Source organism: Microbulbifer sp. S227A (assembly GCF_049800935.1).
Window position 1 is genome coordinate 427056 of record NZ_JBNAFZ010000003.1, and the last position, 18827, is coordinate 445882.

The 18827-nt window shown below is 65.2% G+C and carries 14 protein-coding genes; 9 read left to right on the top strand and 5 right to left on the bottom strand.

Annotated elements, in window-relative coordinates; genetic code table 11:
- The first annotated feature begins 2 nt into the window (after positions 1 to 2).
- The 8 genes from ACP15R_RS09860 (at position 3) to ACP15R_RS09895 (ending at position 13725) form a co-directional block, all read left to right on the top strand.
- Complete coding sequence (locus tag ACP15R_RS09860; protein WP_424986229.1) at positions 3 to 3083, top strand: virulence factor SrfB; 3081 nt, start codon at positions 3 to 5, stop codon at positions 3081 to 3083.
- Positions 3084 to 3095: 12 nt separating this feature from the next.
- Entirely contained in the window at positions 3096 to 5753 is a 2658-nt protein-coding gene (locus ACP15R_RS09865) for a virulence factor SrfC family protein (RefSeq protein WP_424986230.1), read from the top strand.
- Positions 5750 to 6778 (top strand): hypothetical protein, encoded by a 1029-nt coding sequence (locus ACP15R_RS09870; RefSeq protein ID WP_424986231.1) that lies wholly within the window; start codon positions 5750 to 5752, stop codon positions 6776 to 6778. Before ACP15R_RS09865 ends, ACP15R_RS09870 begins: the two co-directional genes overlap by 4 nt.
- Positions 6762 to 8702 (top strand): vWA domain-containing protein, encoded by a 1941-nt coding sequence (locus ACP15R_RS09875; protein ID WP_424986232.1) that lies wholly within the window; start codon positions 6762 to 6764, stop codon positions 8700 to 8702. Before ACP15R_RS09870 ends, ACP15R_RS09875 begins: the two co-directional genes overlap by 17 nt.
- Positions 8703 to 8710: 8 nt before the next feature.
- A complete protein-coding gene (locus tag ACP15R_RS09880; RefSeq protein WP_424986233.1) occupies positions 8711 to 9424 on the top strand; it encodes an ABC transporter ATP-binding protein in 714 nt (237 codons plus the stop codon).
- On the top strand, positions 9418 to 10614 hold the full coding sequence (locus ACP15R_RS09885; RefSeq protein WP_424986234.1) for a hypothetical protein: 1197 nt from the start codon (positions 9418 to 9420) through the stop codon (positions 10612 to 10614). The genes ACP15R_RS09880 and ACP15R_RS09885 overlap by 7 nt, the downstream gene beginning before the upstream one ends.
- Positions 10615 to 10616: 2 nt before the next feature.
- Positions 10617 to 12167, top strand: a complete 1551-nt coding sequence (locus tag ACP15R_RS09890; protein WP_424986235.1) for a formylglycine-generating enzyme family protein — start codon at positions 10617 to 10619, stop codon at positions 12165 to 12167.
- Between the two features lie 193 nt (positions 12168 to 12360).
- Positions 12361 to 13725 carry a peptidoglycan-binding domain-containing protein gene (locus tag ACP15R_RS09895; RefSeq protein ID WP_424986236.1) on the top strand — a complete coding sequence of 455 codons (1365 nt, stop codon included), beginning with the start codon at positions 12361 to 12363 and terminating at the stop codon, positions 13723 to 13725.
- A gap of 202 nt (positions 13726 to 13927) precedes the next feature.
- On the opposite strand, the gene ACP15R_RS09900 is transcribed toward ACP15R_RS09895, so the two are convergent.
- Positions 13928 to 14137 carry an SHOCT domain-containing protein gene (locus ACP15R_RS09900; protein ID WP_424986237.1) on the bottom strand — a complete coding sequence of 70 codons (210 nt, stop codon included), beginning with the start codon at positions 14135 to 14137 and terminating at the stop codon, positions 13928 to 13930.
- A 187-nt stretch (positions 14138 to 14324) separates the two neighbouring features.
- Here ACP15R_RS09900 and ACP15R_RS09905 point away from each other — a divergent pair, with 187 nt between their 5' ends.
- Positions 14325 to 14945 (top strand): glutathione S-transferase family protein, encoded by a 621-nt coding sequence (locus tag ACP15R_RS09905; protein ID WP_424986238.1) that lies wholly within the window; start codon positions 14325 to 14327, stop codon positions 14943 to 14945.
- A 20-nt stretch (positions 14946 to 14965) separates the two neighbouring features.
- Here the strand turns inward: ACP15R_RS09905 and ACP15R_RS09910 are convergent, their stop codons facing one another.
- Genes ACP15R_RS09910 through ACP15R_RS09925 form a run of 4 tightly spaced genes read right to left on the bottom strand, consistent with a single transcriptional unit; the run spans position 14966 to position 18805 of the window.
- A complete protein-coding gene (locus ACP15R_RS09910) occupies positions 14966 to 15211 on the bottom strand; it encodes a MoaD/ThiS family protein (RefSeq protein WP_424986239.1) in 246 nt (81 codons plus the stop codon).
- Complete coding sequence (locus ACP15R_RS09915; RefSeq protein ID WP_424986240.1) at positions 15204 to 17453, bottom strand: xanthine dehydrogenase family protein molybdopterin-binding subunit; 2250 nt, start codon at positions 17451 to 17453, stop codon at positions 15204 to 15206. Before ACP15R_RS09915 ends, ACP15R_RS09910 begins: the two co-directional genes overlap by 8 nt.
- Positions 17453 to 17932, bottom strand: a complete 480-nt coding sequence (locus tag ACP15R_RS09920) for a (2Fe-2S)-binding protein (protein WP_424986241.1) — start codon at positions 17930 to 17932, stop codon at positions 17453 to 17455. Before ACP15R_RS09920 ends, ACP15R_RS09915 begins: the two co-directional genes overlap by 1 nt.
- A gap of 3 nt (positions 17933 to 17935) precedes the next feature.
- Entirely contained in the window at positions 17936 to 18805 is an 870-nt protein-coding gene (locus ACP15R_RS09925; RefSeq protein ID WP_424986242.1) for an FAD binding domain-containing protein, read from the bottom strand.
- Positions 18806 to 18827 lie beyond the last annotated feature (22 nt).

Below are 18827 nucleotides of genomic sequence, written 5' to 3' on the forward strand. Positions count from 1 at the left end.
GGATGCAGCAATCTGAAGACCTGGCGCAGTTGGTCGAGTGGCGGGACGAGGTGACGCTCGTGCCCTATTCGGGCACCCAGATACTCGATTTCGGGTTTCGTCTGGACGCGGTCGACCTGCGCAACGCACGTTTCGTCGAGCGGGTGGTCGGTGGCACCGACACCGCCGAGGAATGGGCGCTGCTGCCGCTGACCGGTGACGCCGAGAGCGACGCGGTCGTGGAAGAGGCGGCAACCCCGGATGACGACGAATATTCGGTGCGCGGTGTCGCGGCACTTGAGCCGTTCCTGTCCAAATGGGTTCCGGTGCCGGTGCTGCGGGTCAAGACCGATCGCGGTGCCGGGGGTGAGGAACGGTTCGATCCCGGCCCGTCCAGCTGGGCGCGGATGCGGACGGTTGAGCTGGACGAACCGGATCCGATGACCGGCGATACGCACCGGGTACAGCTGGCGCTGGATACCGCGTTGATGGAGGCCGAGCAGAGCTTTCAGTATCTTGCGCCAGAACGCGCCGATGCCGAGAAATCCCGCGATTTCCGGTTCGTATCCGACCCCGCCAGGATGGACTGGTTCCTGCGGCGGCTCGACCAGGCCAATGACGGGCAGATGCTGGATCTGCAGAAATGGGTGTCGGACTGGCTGGATGATCTGTTCATGGCCTTCAAACGGGCCGAACGTCCGGGGCGGCGTATCACCCATGACGACCTGCCGCACAAGTTCGAACATTGGGCGCGCTACCTGGCCTATCTGCGGCTGATCGATCACGCCGTGCAGGTGCCGAAACTGCGCTTTGCCAACACGGTCAGCGCCTATGACAGCACCGCGCCGGTCGAGGTGGAGCTGGTGCTCGACGTGGGCAATTCGCGCACCTGCGGCATCCTGATCGAACGGTTCCCCGGTGAATCGCGGCTCGATCTTGCGCGGTCCTTCCCGCTCGAGGTGCGTGACCTGTCGCGGCCGGAATTCCATTATTCCGGCCTGTTCGAAAGCCGGGTGGAGTTTGCCGAGCACCGCATGGGAGACGAACGCCATGCCAGTCGTTCGGGCCGTCGCAACGCATTCCTGTGGCCAAGTTTCGTGCGGATGGGGCCCGAAGCCCTGCGGCTGGTGGCCACAGAAGAGGGCACGGAAACCGCCTCGGGCCTGTCCAGCCCCAAGCGATACCTCTGGGATGACAAGCCGGTGTCGCAGGACTGGCGGTTTCATCATCACTCCGATCCCAACAACCTGCCCAAGGGGCTGCGCGCCGCCATGCGCCATCTGAACGAGGCGGGCGATGTGCTGGAACAGATCGAGGTGGATGAAAAGGCCCGGCTGCGGCCGCGTGGCAAGACCCCCAAGACCCCGGCGATCCGGCCCCGTTTCTCGCGCGCTTCGCTGTTCGGTTTCATGTTGGCCGAAATCATTTCCCATGCGCTGATCCAGGTGAACGCACCGGCCAGTCGCGCCCGCCGTCCGCAATCGGAACTGCCACGCCGGCTCGACCGGATCATCCTGACCCTGCCGACCGCCACCACGGCGCAGGAACAGGCGATCATCCGCTCCAAGGCCAAGGGCGCACTGGCGCTGGTCTGGGCGATGATGGGCCTGCGCGATGGCGACAGTTCGATCAGCCGGATGCCCGAGCTGATCGTCGAATGGGACGAGGCCAGCGCCACGCAGATGGTCTATCTCTATTCCGAGCTGACCCAGAAATTCGATGGCCGCATCGACCGGTTCCTTGAGCTCAAGGGCCAGCCCCGGGCGCAGCTGACGGGACAGGCGGCGGCCCCATCTCTGCGACTGGCCTGTATCGATATCGGCGGCGGCACAACCGACCTGATGGTCACGACCTATTGGGGCGAGGCCGGGCGCGTTCTGCATCCGCGCCAGACCTTTCGCGAAGGGTTCCGGGTTGCCGGCGATGACATGCTGCAACGGGTCATCGCCGCGATCATCCTGCCGGGATTGCAGCTGGCGATCGAACAGGCGGGCGGGCGGTTTGTCGGCGAAAAGCTGCGGGAATTGTTCACCGGCGACATTGGCGGCATGGACCAGCAGAGCGTGCAGAAACGTCGCCAGTTTGCCTTGCGCGCGCTGATGCCGCTGGCGGTGGCGATCCTCAAGACCTGTGAAACGGCGGTTGAATTCGCGCCCCTGTCGATCGGGGTTCGCGAGGTCCTGCCGCTGGATGAAGTGTCCGAGGACGACCAGCATATGCCCGCGGCGCTCATCGCCTATATCGAGGACGCGGCGCGGGATCTCGGGGCGGCGGATTTCCGTCTGGCCGATGTCCAGCTGACCTTCAGCCGCGAAGACGTGGATGCCATCGCGCGTGAGGTGTTCCAGAAAGCCCTGAGCAACCTGGCCGAGGTGATCGACCATCTCGGCGTGGATGTGGTGTTGCTGACCGGGCGGCCATCGCGGCTGCCGGCGGTGCGCGCGATTCTCGAAGAGATGCTGGTCGTTCCGCCCAACCGTTTGATTTCCATGCATGACTACAAAACCGGGCGCTGGTATCCGTTCCGCGATCCGGTGACCCAACGGATTGGCGATCCGAAATCGACCGTTGCGGTGGGGGGGATGCTGATCGCGCTCAGCGACGGGCGCATCCCGAATTTCAAGGTGACCACCAGCGCGTTCCGCATGCAATCGACCGCGCGTTACATCGGCGAGATGGACAGTTCCGGACAGATCATGACCGAGCGGGTGCTGTTCGCGGATGTCGACCTGGATGCGCGCAAGACCGAGAGCGACCTGGTGGCGCGGATCACCATGTACACGCCGATCTATCTGGGTTCGCGGCAATTGCCCTTGGAGCGCTGGACTACCACGCCGCTTTACCGGCTGGATTTTGCGACACAATCCGCGCAATCGCGCGCGCCGCTGGCGGTGACGTTCGAGCGCAGCGAATTCGACGAGGACCCGGAGCGCGAGACCAGTGAAACCGCCCTGCGCCGCGAAGCGATGCGCGAGGCGTTCGCCGTGACCGAGCTGGAAGACGATGAGGGCACCGGCATGAAGGTGAGCGAGGTCGAATTGCGGCTGCACACGCTGGGTTTTCAGGATGATTACTGGATCGATACGGGCCTGTTCCGGTTGTAAGGGGTGACGAGCATGACGGCACGAGAGCAACAGCAGTTGGCGGCGGATTGCACCGCGTTCGCGGATTTGACCGCGCGGGCCCAGGGCTGGATCGAAGACCCGGAGAACGCCGAACTGGTCGGGGTTGAAACCAAGTCCCTGGTGCAGATGATGCGCCGCAATGCGCGCCGTGCGCGCCGTCTTGCGCGTGCTGCCGGCACCCGCATGTCGGTCAGCGTGTTTGGCCCCAGCCAGGCGGGAAAGTCGTTTCTCGTGTCGGTGCTGGCGCGCCCGGAAACCGGCCCGTTGATCGCGGATTTCGATGGTCCCGGCGGGCCGCTGGACTACATCCGCGAGATCAACCCCGAGGGCGAGGGCGAGAGCACCGGGCTGGTCACCCGCTTCACGATGGACCGGACGCCGACGCCCGAGGGCTATCCGGTGCGGCTGACTCTGCTGAGCGAGGCCGACATCGTGCGCACATTGCTCAACAGTTTTTTCATGGATGGCGATCGCTCGGAACAAAGCCCCGAGCCGGCGGAAATCGCCGCGCATCTGGACCGGTTCAAGGCACGGGCCGCCGCGCCCTGTCCGGGAATGAGCAGCGATGATGTGCATGAAATCGGTGAATATGTCGAAACCGCCTTTGGGCGCGAGGCCTATGCGGTGGCGCTGCGGCCATTCTGGGAAGAGGCGGCACTCATTGTCCCGAACCTGAGCGTTGCCGACCGCGCCGCGTTCCTCGCCCCTGTCTGGGGCAATCACGCGGCGTTTTCCGAGCTCTACGCGCGCCTCTCGGATGCGCTGGCGCAGCTTGGCCACGCGGAAGAGGTCTTTGCCGGGCGCGACGCGCTCATCCCGCGCGAAAGCTCGATCATCGATGTCAAGACCTTGTCGGGCAATGCCGATGAAACGCCGTTGGCGGTGGTCGCCGAGGGGCGCGCGCCGGTAAGCTTGCCCCGCTCGGTGCTTTGCGGACTGGCGGCGGAACTGGTGCTGCCGATGCAGAGCTTGCCCTCGGCGATGTTCGCCGAGACCGACCTGCTGGACTTTCCCGGCGCCCGCAATCGCTTTGAACAGGATCTGGGCAAGGCTTTTGCCGGGGGCGGCGGGAAAATTCTCCCCGAACTGCTGCTGCGTGGCAAGGTCGCCTATCTGTTCGATCGGTACGTGCAGAACCAGGAAATCACCTCGATGCTGCTCTGCGTGCCCGACAGCAACATGGAAACCGTGGACCTGCCCGGATTGGTGCAGAACTGGATCGGCACCACCCACGGCGCGACACCGCATTTGCGGATGGGAACCGATTGCGTGTTGTTCGTGGTGCTGACCAAGTTTGACAAGCACCTGGGCGACTCGGCGGCGCAGGGTGGGGATGAGACCCGGTTCGAACGGCGCATGGCGGCATCGCTGCTCGAGAAATTCGGCCGGGGCAGTGACAACTGGGTCGGGGAATGGACACCGGATCAGCCGTTTTCAAACTGTTTCTGGCTGCGAAACCCGAACTACTATGTCGACGGGTTGATGGAATATGACACCGCCAAGCGCGAAACCGGCATCCGTCCGGACAAGCAGTCGCGGATGGCCGAGCTGCGCGCCGGTTGCCTCGCGGCCCCGTCGGTACAGCGCCATTTCGCCGACCCCGCCGCCGCCTGGGATGCGGCGCTGGCCCTGAATGATGGCGGAGTCGGCTATCTGATTGCGGCGCTCGAACAGGTCTGCAAGCCGGACAGCAAGCTGCGCCAGATCACCGCGCAGCTCGACCAGGCGCGGCAAGAGCTTAAACAGGCGATCAGCCCGTTCCATGTTGCCGATGACGTGGAAACCCGTATCGAGGAAAAGAAACAGGTGGTGAGCCGGATCATCGATGACCTCGAAGACGCCCTGTCGCGGCATCGGTTTGGCGCGGTGCTTGCCTCGCTGATGGTGGACCAGGACGAGATCGAAGGGCGGATCGCGCGGGTGCCAAGCTCGATCCGGATTTCCAGCGCGGTCAGCGCGGCGGGTGCGGGCAAGGGGCCCGCCGCCGCAAGCGCTCCGGTGCTGCAACGCCCCGGACGGCCGGCCCGACCGGCCCCCGCCGCCCCGCGCGAGCCGGCCGATGCGGTCGAGCCCTCGGATGTGCGCACCATGACGCTGGAACAGTTCCAGTCGGAAACCGCCATCGAACTCTGGATCGATCGGATGAAACAATTCCGCGATGACCGCGCCCGTCGCAGCGCCTATGGGCTGGGCGATGCCACAGCCGGAGACCTGGTGGCCGAGCTGATTCACGCGGCACGGCGGACCGGGCTGGGACGGGAGACGGCGGCGGGGCTCAAGGAGATCAACTTTGGCCTGACGGTCGAGAAACAGGCACAGCCGGCCTCGATCCTCGGCGCCGAGAGCATCAACCGCTTTGTCTCCACCCTCGGGATGCTGGACCTGCCCGAGCGCGAACGCCCGCAGGTGCAAACGCCGGACGGCGGCAACCGGGCAATCTTTAGCGCCCCACCGGCGGCGGACAGTGTCGATACCCTGCCGGCGACGCCGCGCGCCACGGCCGAGCAGATGTGGACCGATTGGGTGTTTGCGCTGGATGCGGTGGCCCTTGCCAACGCCAAGGACGGCGTGGGCGGCGAGATCAACATCGAGCAGAACCTGCGCCTTGGCGAGATCCTCGCATCGCTCACCGGGGCGCGCGCCGCATGAGCATAAGGGTTCATCCGGATCCGCAGGAACCGGCCGGCGGCTATGCGTTCCTTGAACTGGAGGCCGACAGCCTTGCGGATGGGCCGGTGCGGGTTGCGGTGTTTGACGCCTATGGCGAACGATGGCTGGCTCCGCCAGAGGCGCGCGGGGGGCAGGACGCCCATTGGCAGAGCGAGCGCCACGAATTCGGCCCTTACGAGGTCTATCGCCATGACGGCGCGGACTGGGTGCGGATCGGGCCGGAGATCGTCGATCAGCTTGGCGAATACGCGCCGTTGCGATTTGCACTGGCGGGCCAGAACCATGAGGTGATCTGGCCCGACGACGTGCCGCCGCGCGCTGGTGCCGCCTTGCTGGGGAGCCTGCAACCGGTGGGGCGCAAACAGGTCGAGACAATCGAGCGCCATGTCGCGCCGCCCGCAGTGAATGAACCCGACGAGGAACCGGACGAAATCGCGGAACCGCTGCAAGCGCCGGAGCCCGAGATCGGTGAACCGCAAGAGGAGCAGGACGCGCGGCGCGGTTGGATATGGATCGTGCTGCTGCTGGCGGGGCTGATCCTGGCCGCGCTGGCCTGGCATTTTTGGCCCGAACCCGCGCGCGGGGCGAAACCGCAACCGGAACCGGTACAGGTCTTTGTCGATCCAACCGCGCCCTGCAGCCGCGAGACGCTGGCGGCGACCGAGGGCGGGTTTGTCGGCATTGCCGAGGCCATTCGTGCCTGCGGTTCGGATGTACAGCCCGACACCGCGCTGAGCCTTGTGGAAGAGGCCGCGGCACAGGATGATGCCGATGCGCTGTTGCTGTTCGGAACGCTCTATGATGGCGAGGCGCTCGATCCGCGTATCGAGAACCTGACCGGTCTGACCTTTGCGGATGATCCGGCACAGGCGGTCGAGTATTATGCGCGTGCCGTCAATGCCGGGTCCGGCGCGGCGCGCGAACCGCTTGCCAAGGCCTGCGCGCGGCTGGCCGATGACAACGCAACCTTGGCCAGGGGGGCTTATGATGATTTCTGTTCGTAACCGGGTTCGCGTGCGTGCCGTCATCGCGGGATGCCTGATCCTGCTTGCGCCCTGGATCGGCCCCGGCAAGGGGCTGGCGCAGGGCGGCGAGCGGCCCTTGCTGGTCGAGGGGCGCAAGACGGTCTACCAACGGGTGCTGACCCGTCCCGGAGCGCGTGGCCATGGCGCACCGGATGCAGAGGCGTCGCGCGATTACCCGGCGTTTCAGCCGCTTTATGTCTATGACGCCGAGCCGGGATGGTTGCGGGTCGGCCCCACGATCAACGGCGGGGCGGAGGCATGGGTTCAGACCGGTGCAGTGGTGCCGTGGAAACAGAACATTGTCGCGGCCTTTACCAATCGCGCGGGGCGCGAGCGGCAATTTCTCTTTGACAGCGAAGACCGGCTTCGCGGGTTGATGGAACATGAAGCCCTGCGCGAGACGCAGGCGCAGATGCTGGCCGAACTGGCCGATGACGCGCTGCCCGAAACGCGCGGCGTGGTTGCCGTCGAGCCGGCGGAATATGTCAATATCGTCGACCGGCTCTACCTGATGCCGATCCTGGATTTCGTGCAGGATTTGCATCCGCTGAACTACGAGGAAAACCTGCTGATGAAGGTTGCCTCGGTGCCGTTGCGCAGCGCGGCGGAACCGGCGCAGGCCCAGGCGGACAGTTTCGATGCCGGTATCGTCTTTGTCTTTGACACCACCCAGTCGATGGACCCCTATATCCAGCGCACCCAAGCGGCGGTAGAGCAGGTTGTCGACGAGTTGCAGGGCACCGAGATCGGCGAGCGCGTACAATTTGGCGTCGTGGCGTTTCGCGACAATACCGGGGCGGCTCCGGGGCTGGAATATCGCACCCGCACCTTGCTGCCGCTGCAACGGCGCCAGGACCAGACCCCGGTTGTTGCCACCATCCGCGCCGCCACGCGGGTGGCGCAGGTCAATTCCCCGGGGTTCAACGAAGACAGCCTTGCGGGGGTCGAGGATGCGGTCGATCTGACCGATTGGAACGGCGGCGGGCAAGACCCCTTTGATGCGCGCATCGTGATCCTGATCACCGATGCCGGCCCCAAGGATGTGCGCGATCCGAACGCCCGGTCCCAGATCGGCGTGCGCGAGTTGCAGCGCGATGCGCAGGACAAGGGCGTGGCGATCATGACCCTTCACCTGCAAACCCCCGCCGGGGGTGGGGCGCAACATGCCTATGCGGCGGCGCAGTATCGCGACCTGTCGCGGTTCCATGATGACACGTTCTATTACGGGATCGAGGACGGATCGCCGCAGGCATTCCAGCAATCGGTGACGCGGCTTGTCACCGGCATAACCGACGTGATCCGGGTGGCGCGCAATGACCGGCCGGTTCTGTCTCCCGAGGATTCCGGGCAGGAGCTGGTCAATCTGGGGTTGGCGCTGCAACTGGCCTATCTCGGGCGTTTGCGCGACACCCAGGCGCCGGATGTGATCGAGGGATGGGTTTCGGAAAAGGCGGTCGAAGAGCCCACCAAGCTGGCCATCGAGCCGCGGCTGCTGGTGACCAAGAATGAAATGGCGACCATGGCGGACCTGCTGTCGCAGCTTCTGACCCTGGGCGAGCAGAGCCGCGATGCCGAGGATGCGGCCAGCTTTTTCACCCAGGTGCGCGATGTGGTCGCGCGCATGGCGCAGAACCCGGACCGGTTGATCAACACCGAGAGCGACACGCTGGGCGGGGCGCTCGAATTTCTCGATGATCTGCCCTATGAAAGCCAGCTTATGCTGACCACCGAGGACCGCTGGGCGCAGAGCGCGATGAACCGGCGGGCGATCCTGGACGGGATGCGGCAAAAGCTGGTTCAGTATCGCAAATGGCTGCTCGATCCCGAGGTCTGGACCGCGCTCTATGCCGGCGCGCCGGATGGCGAATATGTCTTTGCGATGCCCTTTGACGTGTTGCCATAGGGGCGATGGTGCGTGGGTTGATCGTTACCAATGGCCGGATCGAACTGCGCGACGGGGACCGTGCGTTCCGGTTGTGCGTGGAACGGCTGGCGCTGGATCCGGGCCAGGCGGTGGCGCTGACCGGGGCCAGCGGGTCGGGCAAGACCCTGCTGCTGGAAATGCTCGGCCTGTTGCGCGCGCCGGGCACGGGAACCGGCTATACCTGCGACAACGTCGATCTGGCCGGTCTTTGGCACCGGGGCGCGCGCAACCCCGACCTCGCGCGGATGCGTGGACGGATGTTCGGCTTTGTGCCCCAGGCCGGTGGATTGATGCCGTTCCTGTCCGTTGCCGACAACATTGCCCTGCCTCAGCGGGTGACGGGGCGCATCGATACGGATTGGTGCGGGGCCCTGCAAGACCGGCTCGGACTTGCGGATGTTGCCGCGCTGATGCCCGGTGCCCTGTCGATCGGCCAGCGCCAGCGTGTCGCCATCGCCCGCGCGCTGGCGCATCGTCCGCCCTTTGTCATCGCCGATGAGCCGACGGCGGCGCTGGACAGCGACACGGCGGATGCGGTTCTTGAACTGCTGCTCTCCACGGCGTCTGAACAGGGCAGCGGGGTGATCCTGTCAAGCCACGACACCGGGCGCATCGCGCGATTTGCCATGCCGCGTCTGACCCTGACCACAAGCGCCGAGGACCGGCTGGTGAGCAGCAGACTGGACCCGGTGCCATGCTGATTGCGCGGCTCGCGTGGCGCGACCTGATGCGGGATCGGTTTTTCCTGTTCTGCAACGTGGCGATCATGGTTGGCATACTGGTGCCGTTGCTGGTGCTGTTGGGGGTCAAGAACGGCGTCTATTCGGCGCTGATCGGAGAGATGATGGCGGATCCCGCGACCCTGCAGATCGACACGCAGGGCAACGCCGCCCTTGTCGACGGCGATCTGGCCCCGCTGCGCGAATGGCCTGAGATCGCCTTTATGACCCCCAAGGTGCGCAGCCAGTTCGATTTCATGAATGTGCGTGCCAAGGGCGGGCGTCGAATGCGCCCGGCGCTGGTGGTGCCTTCGGGGGCGGGGGATCCGACTTTGCCAGAGGGGGCAGAGATCAGCGGCAACGCGGTGGCCGTCAGCGCGCAACTGGCCGCGCAGCTTGAGCTGCAAACCGGCAGTGCCCTGCAATTGATCAGCCAGGCCGAGGGGCGGCCACGGCAACTGGTCTTGTCGGCCACGGTGGCGGCGGTTCTGCCCGAGGGCGCGGTTTCCGGTCGCGCGGTTCTGGCGCCGTTTCACATGCTGGACCTGATCGAGGCGTTTTACGATTCCTACAGCCTGCCGGAGCATGGCATCACTGGCACCCGTGACCTGACCGAACGCGTCCCGTCTTATGAGGGGGTGCGGGTTTATGCCCGGACCCTTGCGGATGTCGCGGGGTTGCAGGCCCGGATCGAGCGGCAATTGTCGATCGGGACCACCGCCCGCACCCGCGAGATCGAGAGCCTGCTGGGGCTGGGGCGCAAGTTGAACCTGGCGCTTGGGCTGACCGCGGCGCTTGCGGCTTTGGGTCTCGGGGCGGCGCTGGTGCTCGGCTTCTGGTCGGATGTCAGCCGTAAGAGGGTGGTTCTGGCCGGGATCGCGTTGCTGGGGGTGCCGGGGCATGTGCTGGCGCTGTTTCCGGTGGTGCAAGCGTTGATCACCTCGGTCGCCGGCCTGGCGGTTTCTTTCCTGCTCTATCTCGGGGCCGGGCGCATCGCGGCGGCGATGTTCGGACAGGGGCTGCCGGGCGGGGCGGCGCTGACCGTGATCCCGCCGGGGCAGGGGGTTGCGATATGTGCCGGGGTGCTGGTGCTGGTGCTCGGGGCGGCGGCGGTTGCCGCCTGGTCGGCGCAGCGGCTCGATCCGGCAAGTGTTTTGCGCGAGGGGGCCTGATCATGCGCCGGTGGTTGATTGCCTGTCTGACCCTGCTTGCCGTCCCGCTCGCGGCGCAAGAGGCCTGGCCGCCCGAGCTGACCGATCCGGCGCATGAAACCGCGCCGGCCGACCTGCTGCTGCCGATGCCCTGCGGCGCGGCGATGGCGTTTCAGCGGGTCAATGTTCCGGTCGAGGCAAATGACCCGCTGGCCGACCGCCGTGTCAGGCTGGGCCAGTCGGGGGATCAGACCGGCTATTCCGATTACCTGCTGCCCGCCTACCTGCGCGGCCCGTTTCTGGATGAAGCCACCGGGACCACGCATTACTTCATCGCGCGCTATGAACTCACCCGTGGCCAGCACCGGGCCCTGATGGGGGATTGCGCGCCGCCGAGCCGCGCCGACCGGCTGGCGCAGGGGGGGCTGGGCTGGCTGGATGCGGCGGCGCTGGCGCAACGCTACAACGAATGGCTGTTGCAGACCGCCGCCGAGACATTGCCCCGCGCCGATGGGGTTCCCGCGTTCCTGCGCCTGCCGACCGAGGCAGAGTGGGAATACGCGACACGCGGCGGCGCGCGGGTGGATGCCACCTTGTTTCCCGCGCCGCTGTTCTTTGGCACGGGCGACCTGCGGGAATATGCACTGTTTCAGGGCGGCGGTGCATCGCGTGGCACGCTGGGGCCGGTGGGGCTGCGCAAGCCGAACCCGCTGGGCCTGTTCGACGTCTACGGCAATGCCGAGGAGCTCATGCTCGAACCCTTCCGCCTGAACGCGGTGGGCCGCTCCGGTGGGCAGGTCGGGGGCATCGTGACGCGCGGGGGATCGGTGCTGTCCACCGCCCAGCAGCTCTATAGCGCCCAGCGGACCGAATACCCGCCCTATGATGTCGCCAGGGGCACTCCGTTGCGGGGCGAGACATTTGGCCTGCGCCTGGTTCTGGCAGCACCGATCACCACCAGCGATCGGCGGCTGGCCGGGATTCGCGCGCGCTGGATGGAATTGGCCAATGCCGCGCATGTCAACACCGATGCCGACCCGGTGGCCCGGATCACCACGCTGATCGAGGCCGAGATCGACCCCGGACGCCGCGACGCGCTTGACGATCTCAAGCTCGAATTCCGGCGGGCCCGCGACCGTACCCAGACCGCATTGCAACAATCGGCGCGCGCCACGCTGCTGGCGGGCGCGGTGTTTGTAGAATCCCTCGACGAGAATGCCGACGACATTGCCAACAAGGCGGGAAACATCAGGATGCTGGTCGACCTTCAGCGCGCCGGCGACAACAGCGCGGTCTATGGCCGCCAGGTCGAGAAACATGTCTCGGAAATCAAGCAGATGCGGCAGGTACAATCGACCTATCTTCTGTCATTTCGCGCCGCCCTGGACACGCTGACAACGGATATCGACCCGGACGACCGCCAAGCCGCCTATGGTGTGCTGCGCGAGGAGCTGGCGCTCTCTGATCGTGTGAACACGTTGCGTACGCTCGAGCGGTTCTGGCGGGATCTGGCGGTTTACGAGACCCGCCCGGACATCAGCCCGGCGCAATTGCTCGAGGTTGCGCTGGACTGACGGGTCGGCCCCGAACTCTTCACATTGCTGCCAGAAACCGCTGCTAGAATGGCATTTCAGGCCGCGAATCTTGACAAAAAGGGCCATGAATGGTCCGCTGGGTGAGTGGAATTGGTATTTCAACCGCAAAGGGCGCTTTGGTCGGGGTCGATCCCGTCATTGGTTCCGCCCTTAAAAGCGTGAGGTTAAAAATATGTTTAGCAAGAAATTGATGACGTCCTTCGTGATCGCCAGCCTGATCGCCGTCCCGGCGCAGCGTGCCGTGGCTGGCGACGCCGGCAAGATTCTGGGCGGTGCCCTGTTGGGCGCCGCGATCATGCACGGGGTTCAGCAGAACAAGCAGCGACAGCGCACCACGACACGGCGCACCTATAGGAGCGGTATCTCGTCCGCGCAGCGCGCCGAGAACCGCCAGGTGCAAACATCTCTGAACTACTTTGGGTATCATGTGGGCACGGTCGACGGCTCGCTCGGACGCAAGAGCCGCGCCGGGATTTCCCGCTATCAGGCCGATATGGGGTTCCAGCCGGACGGTTACCTGGACACCTATGAAAAGGACTTCCTGCTGAGCAGCTACCAGCGCGCGCTGGCGAGTTCGTCGGTGCCGCCCTACAATCAGGTCGTCGCGACCCAGGGCTATGGCGGCCTGTTGCGCACCTATCGGAACGAGCAGCTGGGCATCCAGACCCCCAACCCGAATATCCAGAGCGCCGCAGTTGCCGCGCCGGCCCCGGCACCCGCGCCGGTTCCGATGGCGGTCGCGCCGGCCCCGGTTCCGGTGGCCGCTCCGGCTCCGGCACCAGCGCCCGCCCCGGCCCCCGTGGCGACACAGCCCGAGCCGGTCACCGCGCGGGCCGACACCGGTGCGCTGCCGGATTTCACCTTTGGCCAGGTGGCAAAGTCGGTGAACGAATATTGCAACGAGATCAACGTGTTGACGGCGGCAAACGGGGGTATCACCACGGCGGGCCGGGTGACGGACGCGGAATTCGCGCTGAACGAGCAATTCTGTCTGGCGCGGACCCATGCGATGGCGGAAAGCACGTCAATCGTGTCGACGATCCCGAACATGACCGACGCCCAGATCCTGCAACAATGCGAAGGCCTGTCCCAGGCTATCGCGCCGCATATGGTCGCGCTTGAAACCGCACGGCCTGACAAGGTGATCGGGGATACGGCGGGCTTCCTGCAAGGGTCCGGGCGTCCGATGGATCAGCTGGTCTCGGCGGGCAAGGTGTGCCTTGGGGTTGGCTATCGCACCGACAACGCGTCGATGGCGCTGGCCTCGTCGGTGCTTCTGGCCTCTGCCGGACAGCTTGGATACGGCGAAATGGTCAGCCACCAAATGCGCGAAGGCTTTGGCACCGCGAAAACCTCGGCGCAGCAATCGGGCGCGTGGATGAACCTCGCTGTGGATTCGCTGGCCGGTGGCGGTTCGACCGTTCTGGGTCAGTCTTCGGATCGTGTCGCGGTTCTCAAGGAAGCGATGCAGGGCGGCAGCTCGCCCTCAAGCGCGGCGGCGGCCCTGCCAGTTTTTGGGGTTCCGTCGAATAACTAACGCGTCCCGCCCATCAATCGGTTGGACGGAATACGCGTTCGGGCCGATAGCGCGGAGCTGAATGGCAAGCCAAATAACAACCCCGGCACGTGTCAGGCGCGCCGGGGTTTTCATTGGCAAGCGGCCTTGCGGCGCGGCACCGCCTGCGGCCCCATCGGGATGCGGAATGGTTTAAATTACCGGTGCATGCTGTGCGCGCGGCTCAGATTTTCCTTCTGAGGATTTCCTGGCGCTTCTTTTCATATTCTTCCGGCGACAGGGCGCCGGCATCCAGCGCGGCTTTCAGGTCGGTCAATTCTTGCCCCGTGGTTGCGGTGGTCATGTTCGTGGTGTTGCGCGCGCCGCCGCCGCCACAGGCCGAAACCGTGGCAAGTGACAGGATGAGAATACCGCTGATCGCGATGCGTTGCATGAGGGTTCCTTGCTGCTCTGTGGCGTGTTCTGCATGGGCGTACTCTTCGCTCTATACCGGCAAGGTTAATGCCACGGTTAACGCGGGCCACCGGCTGTGAAAAATTGCGAGCATTGACGCAAGGCAGGGCTGGAATTTCCGTGGCAAACCGGTCAGCCTGAGCCCAAGGCATATTCGGAGACCCGGCATGATCATCGTTCATCACCTCAACAACTCGCGGTCGCAGCGGATCCTCTGGCTGCTTGAGGAATTGGGGCTCGACTATGAGATCAAGACCTATCAACGGGATCCGGAAACCAACCTCGCGCCGCCGGAATTGCTTGATATTCATCAACTTGGCAAGTCGCCGATGATCGAGGATGATGGCCGCCTGATCGCCGAGAGCGGGGCCATTGTCGAATATCTCTGCGCCCGTTATGGCAAACACATGGTGCCGCCGGTGGCCAGCGACGCCTGGATCACGCACCAGGAATTGATGCATTTCGCCGAAGGGTCGGCGATGACCCCGATCCTGCTGGCGCTCTATGTCGGGAAACTCGGGGCTGCGGGTGCCCCCCTTGGCCCCCGGATCGAGCAGCAGCTCGCGGTGCATTTCAACTATATGGAGGCGGTTCTGCGCCCCTCGGGGCATTTTGTGTTCGACGATCTGTCGGCGGTGGACATCATGATGAGCTTTCCCGCCGAAGTCGCGGTGCGGCAGGGACGGGGGGATGCGCATCCCAAGCTGGCGGAGTTTGTCGAAAGCATCCACGCGCGCCCCGGCTTTGTTCGCGCATTGGAGCGCGGTGGCAGCTATGCCTTTGCATAAGGCCCGCGGCGGGGGCGGTCCTATCCGCCCTTGAGCCTCTGCATCAGGAACACTTCGCTATCCGGTTGCACCGGTTCGGTCAGGCTGCTGGCGATGACCCGGCCATCCACCGCAACCGAGACCCCCGCATCAATGGCATCCTGAAGCCCTGGATGCGCTGTGACGAGGCCCTCAAGGACCTCGCCAACTGTTTTTGCTTCGACCTCGACCTTGTCCTTGCCATCGGCAAAGGCACGCAGGCCGGACCAGAGGTTGACCTCAACCATCCCGTTGCCGGTCCAGCGCGGCGAGAATGCGCGGCGGCGACATCGGCAATTCGCGCAGGCGCACGCCGGCCGCGGCCGATACCGCGTTGGCGATGGCGGCCAGCGGCGGACAGATCGAGGTTTCGCCCACGCCGCGCACCCCATAGGGGTGGCCGGGATTGGGAACCTCGACAATGACGGTGTCGATCATCGGCAAATCGCTGGCGACGGGGATGCGATAGTCAAGGAACACGGCGTTTTGCAGGCGGCCATCCGCGCCATAGATATATTCCTCGTTCAGCGCCCAGCCGATGCCCTGTGCCGCGCCGCCCTGGTACTGGCCCTCGACATAGGTGGGGTGGATCGCCTTGCCGGCATCCTGCACCACGGTATAGCGCACGACGCTGGTCTTGCCGGTGTCGGGATCGACCTCGGCATCGACGATATGGGTGGCAAAGCTGACGCCCGCGCCTTCGGGCGTGGCCTCGAAATGGCCGACGATCGGGCCGCCGGTTGCGCCCATGCGCCTGGTGATCTGGTCGATCGGCAGCGGGTCGAAATCACCGGCGTTGGGGCCGGAGGGCACGGCACAGCCGTTTTCCCATTTCACCGCGTCCTCGGGAATACCCCATTTCGCGGCGGCACGGGCGCAGAGTTTCCTGACCGCATCGCGCGCCGCCTGGATCGTTGCAAGACCGCTGGCATAGGTGACGCGGCTGCCATGGCTGACCTCGTTATAGCCAAGCGTCGCGGTGTCGGCGATGGTCACGCGGATGTTCTCGTAAGGAATGCCCAGCTCTTCGGCGGCCATCAGCGCCATTGACGCGCGGCTGCCGCCGATATCCGGGGTGCCGACGGCAAGCTGTGCGGTGCCGTCTTCGGAAAGGGCAAGGGTAACAGCGGTTTCACCGCCATGGTTGAACCAGAACCCACAAGAGATCCCGCGCCCCTGACCGGGTTTCAGCGGGGCGGAATAATGCGGGTGCGCCTTGGCTGCTTCGAGCGTCTCCACCAGCCCGATCTGGTCGAACATCGGACCAAAGCTTGCCTTGGTGCCTTTCTTGGAGGCGTTCTTGAGCCGGGTTTCAATCGGGTCGAGCCCAAGTTGGTTGCACAGTTCGTCAATCACCGATTCCACGGCAAAGGCCGCCATGGGCGAACCGGGCGCGCGATAGGCGGCCTGTTTCGGGCGGTTGGCAATGACATCATAGCCTACCTGATGCACGTTCTTGAGCGCATAGGGCGCAAAGGCGCACATGGCGGTGAATTCCATCGGCGCACCGGGGAACGCGCCGCCCTGCAGGCGGAACACCCCCTTGGCGGCGGTGATGGTGCCGTCCTTTTTCATGCCGATCTTGATGTCCATCGAGGTCGACGCGGTGGGGCCGGTGGCCTTGAACACGTCCGCGCGCGGCATCACCAGCTTGACCGGCTTGTTGGTCTTGCGCGCGAGCGCTAGGGCGACCGGTTCGATGAATACAGCGGTCTTGCCGCCAAATCCGCCGCCGATCTCGCTGGCCGTGACACGCAGGTTGGCGGTTTCGATACCCAGCAGCGCAGCACAGATTTTCTGCACGTTCCAATGACCCTGGGTACAGCACCACAGCTCGCCCTTGCCGTCACCGCCCAACGTGGCGAGACAGGCATGGGGTTCGATATAGCCCTGGTGGGTCGCCTCGGTGCGGAAATGATCTTCGATCACCAGGTCCGCCTCGGCAAAGCCGGCATCCACGTCGCCATGGCCGCTCTCGTGATAGCGCACCACATTGGGATGCAGCCCCTCGGGCACCGATTTGTCGGCGGTGCCCGCACGGATCACCGGCGCGTCTTCGGCCATGGCCGCGTCGACATCGGTGACATGGGGCAGGATCTCGTATTCCACTTCGACCAGCTTGGCCGCGTCGCGGGCGATCAGCGCGCTGGTTGCCGCCACCGCCGCAACCGCATGCCCGTCATAAAGCGCGGTATCGTCGGCCATGACGTTTTCGAGAACGTTCCAGTTTTCGCCCGTCAGGCCGCTGGCAAAATCGGCGCGTGTAACCACACCCTTGACCCCGGCAAGCGCCTCGGCCTTGCTGGTGTCGATCTTCTTGATGCGGGCATGGGCGTGGGGGCTGCGCACGATGGTGGCAAACAGCATCCCCGGCGCGGTGACATCGGCCCCGAACCGCGCGCGGCCCGTGACCTTGTCCAGACCGTCAGGCCGGTTTGGCCGGGTGCCGACCTGGGTGAATCCGGTGTTTTTTTGTGCATCCAGTGCCATTACGACGCCTCCCGCATGTCTGCCGCCGTATCCATCACGGCGCGAATGATCTTGTCATAGCCGGTACAGCGGCACAGGTTGCCCGCCAGCCAATAGCGCACCTCGGTTTCCGTCGGATCCGGGTTCTTTTCCAGCAACGCCTTGGTCGCGACCAGGATGCCGGGGGTGCAGATCCCGCATTGCAGGGCAGCGTATTCGATGAATTTCTGTTGCAGCGGATGCAAGTCCTCGCCGGTGGCCATGCCTTCGATGGTGGTAAGCTCGCGTCCCTCGGCCTCGGCGCCCAGCATCAGGCAGGAACAGACCAGGCGTCCGTCCAGCGTGACCGAACAGGCCCCGCAATCGCCGGTGCCACAGCCTTCCTTGGCACCGGTCAGGCCCAGCCGGTCGCGCAGAACGTCCAGCATGGTTTCGCGCGGGTCGCACAGGTATTCGACCTCGTCGCCGTTGATCGTGGTGGTGACGTGTATCTTGCTCATGGTTCAGGTGTCCTTCTGGCCCTTGGCGCGGGCATAGGCGATCTTGGCGGCGCGCTGCGCAAGAACGCCTGCAACATGGGTGCGGAACTTGATGGTGCCGCGCTTGTCATCAATCGGAGAGCAGGCCGCGCTGGCGGCCTCGGCGAGGGCGGCGAGGGCTGCGTCATCCAACGTGGTGCCGATGATCGCCCGGGCCGCGTCAGCGACCAGCCGCACGGTTGGCGCAACCGCGCCAAGGGCAACGCGGGCCTCGGTGATGGTGTCGCCGTCAAGGCGCAGGTTGACGCCGCAACCGACAACCGCGATGTCCATTTCGGTGCGCGGGATGAACCGCAGATAGGCGTCGCCGCCATTGTCCCCGCGCGGTGGAATCGTGACCGCGGTGATCATTTCGCCGGTCGCGAGGCTGGTCTTGCCGGGGCCGGTGGGAATGTCTTCGACGGCAACCTCGCGGGCGCCGTCCGGGCCGGTCACGGTTACGGTGATGCCGGCGGCAACCATTGCCGGCACCGCGTCGGCGGCGGGCGAGGCGTTGCAGAGATTGCCTACCATGGTGCAGCGTCCCTGCACCTGGGTCGAGCCGATCAGGTCGGTTGCCTCGACCACGCCGGGCCAGTCGCCGCCCAGGTCGGGATGCTCGCTCATTTCCGCGCCGGACACGGCAATGCCGATCTGCCAGCCGCCGTCGGCGGTGCGGGTGATCTGGTTTACGCCATTGATTCCCTTGACGTTGATCAGGGTGTCGGGGGTCAGGATGTCGGCCCGCATCTGGACGAGCACATCGGTGCCCCCGGCGAGAAAGCGTGTCGTGCCGGTGGCCTGAGCCGCGATGGCGATGGCGTCATCAAAACTGGTCGGCGTGTGGTACTGCATGTGTCGGGCTCCCGCTGGACTT

Coding starts and splice junctions, on each gene's coding strand:
- ACP15R_RS09860 (WP_424986229.1), top strand. CDS start 3: ATGCAGCAATCTGAAGACCTGGCGCAGTTGGTCGAGTGGCGGGACGAG.
- ACP15R_RS09865 (WP_424986230.1), top strand. CDS start 3,096: ATGACGGCACGAGAGCAACAGCAGTTGGCGGCGGATTGCACCGCGTTC.
- ACP15R_RS09870 (WP_424986231.1), top strand. CDS start 5,750: ATGAGCATAAGGGTTCATCCGGATCCGCAGGAACCGGCCGGCGGCTAT.
- ACP15R_RS09875 (WP_424986232.1), top strand. CDS start 6,762: ATGATTTCTGTTCGTAACCGGGTTCGCGTGCGTGCCGTCATCGCGGGA.
- ACP15R_RS09885 (WP_424986234.1), top strand. CDS start 9,418: ATGCTGATTGCGCGGCTCGCGTGGCGCGACCTGATGCGGGATCGGTTT.
- ACP15R_RS09890 (WP_424986235.1), top strand. CDS start 10,617: ATGCGCCGGTGGTTGATTGCCTGTCTGACCCTGCTTGCCGTCCCGCTC.
- ACP15R_RS09895 (WP_424986236.1), top strand. CDS start 12,361: ATGTTTAGCAAGAAATTGATGACGTCCTTCGTGATCGCCAGCCTGATC.
- ACP15R_RS09900 (WP_424986237.1), bottom strand. CDS start 14,137: ATGCAACGCATCGCGATCAGCGGTATTCTCATCCTGTCACTTGCCACG.
- ACP15R_RS09905 (WP_424986238.1), top strand. CDS start 14,325: ATGATCATCGTTCATCACCTCAACAACTCGCGGTCGCAGCGGATCCTC.
- ACP15R_RS09910 (WP_424986239.1), bottom strand. CDS start 15,211: ATGGTTGAGGTCAACCTCTGGTCCGGCCTGCGTGCCTTTGCCGATGGC.
- ACP15R_RS09915 (WP_424986240.1), bottom strand. CDS start 17,453: ATGGCACTGGATGCACAAAAAAACACCGGATTCACCCAGGTCGGCACC.
- ACP15R_RS09920 (WP_424986241.1), bottom strand. CDS start 17,932: ATGAGCAAGATACACGTCACCACCACGATCAACGGCGACGAGGTCGAA.
- ACP15R_RS09925 (WP_424986242.1), bottom strand. CDS start 18,805: ATGCAGTACCACACGCCGACCAGTTTTGATGACGCCATCGCCATCGCG.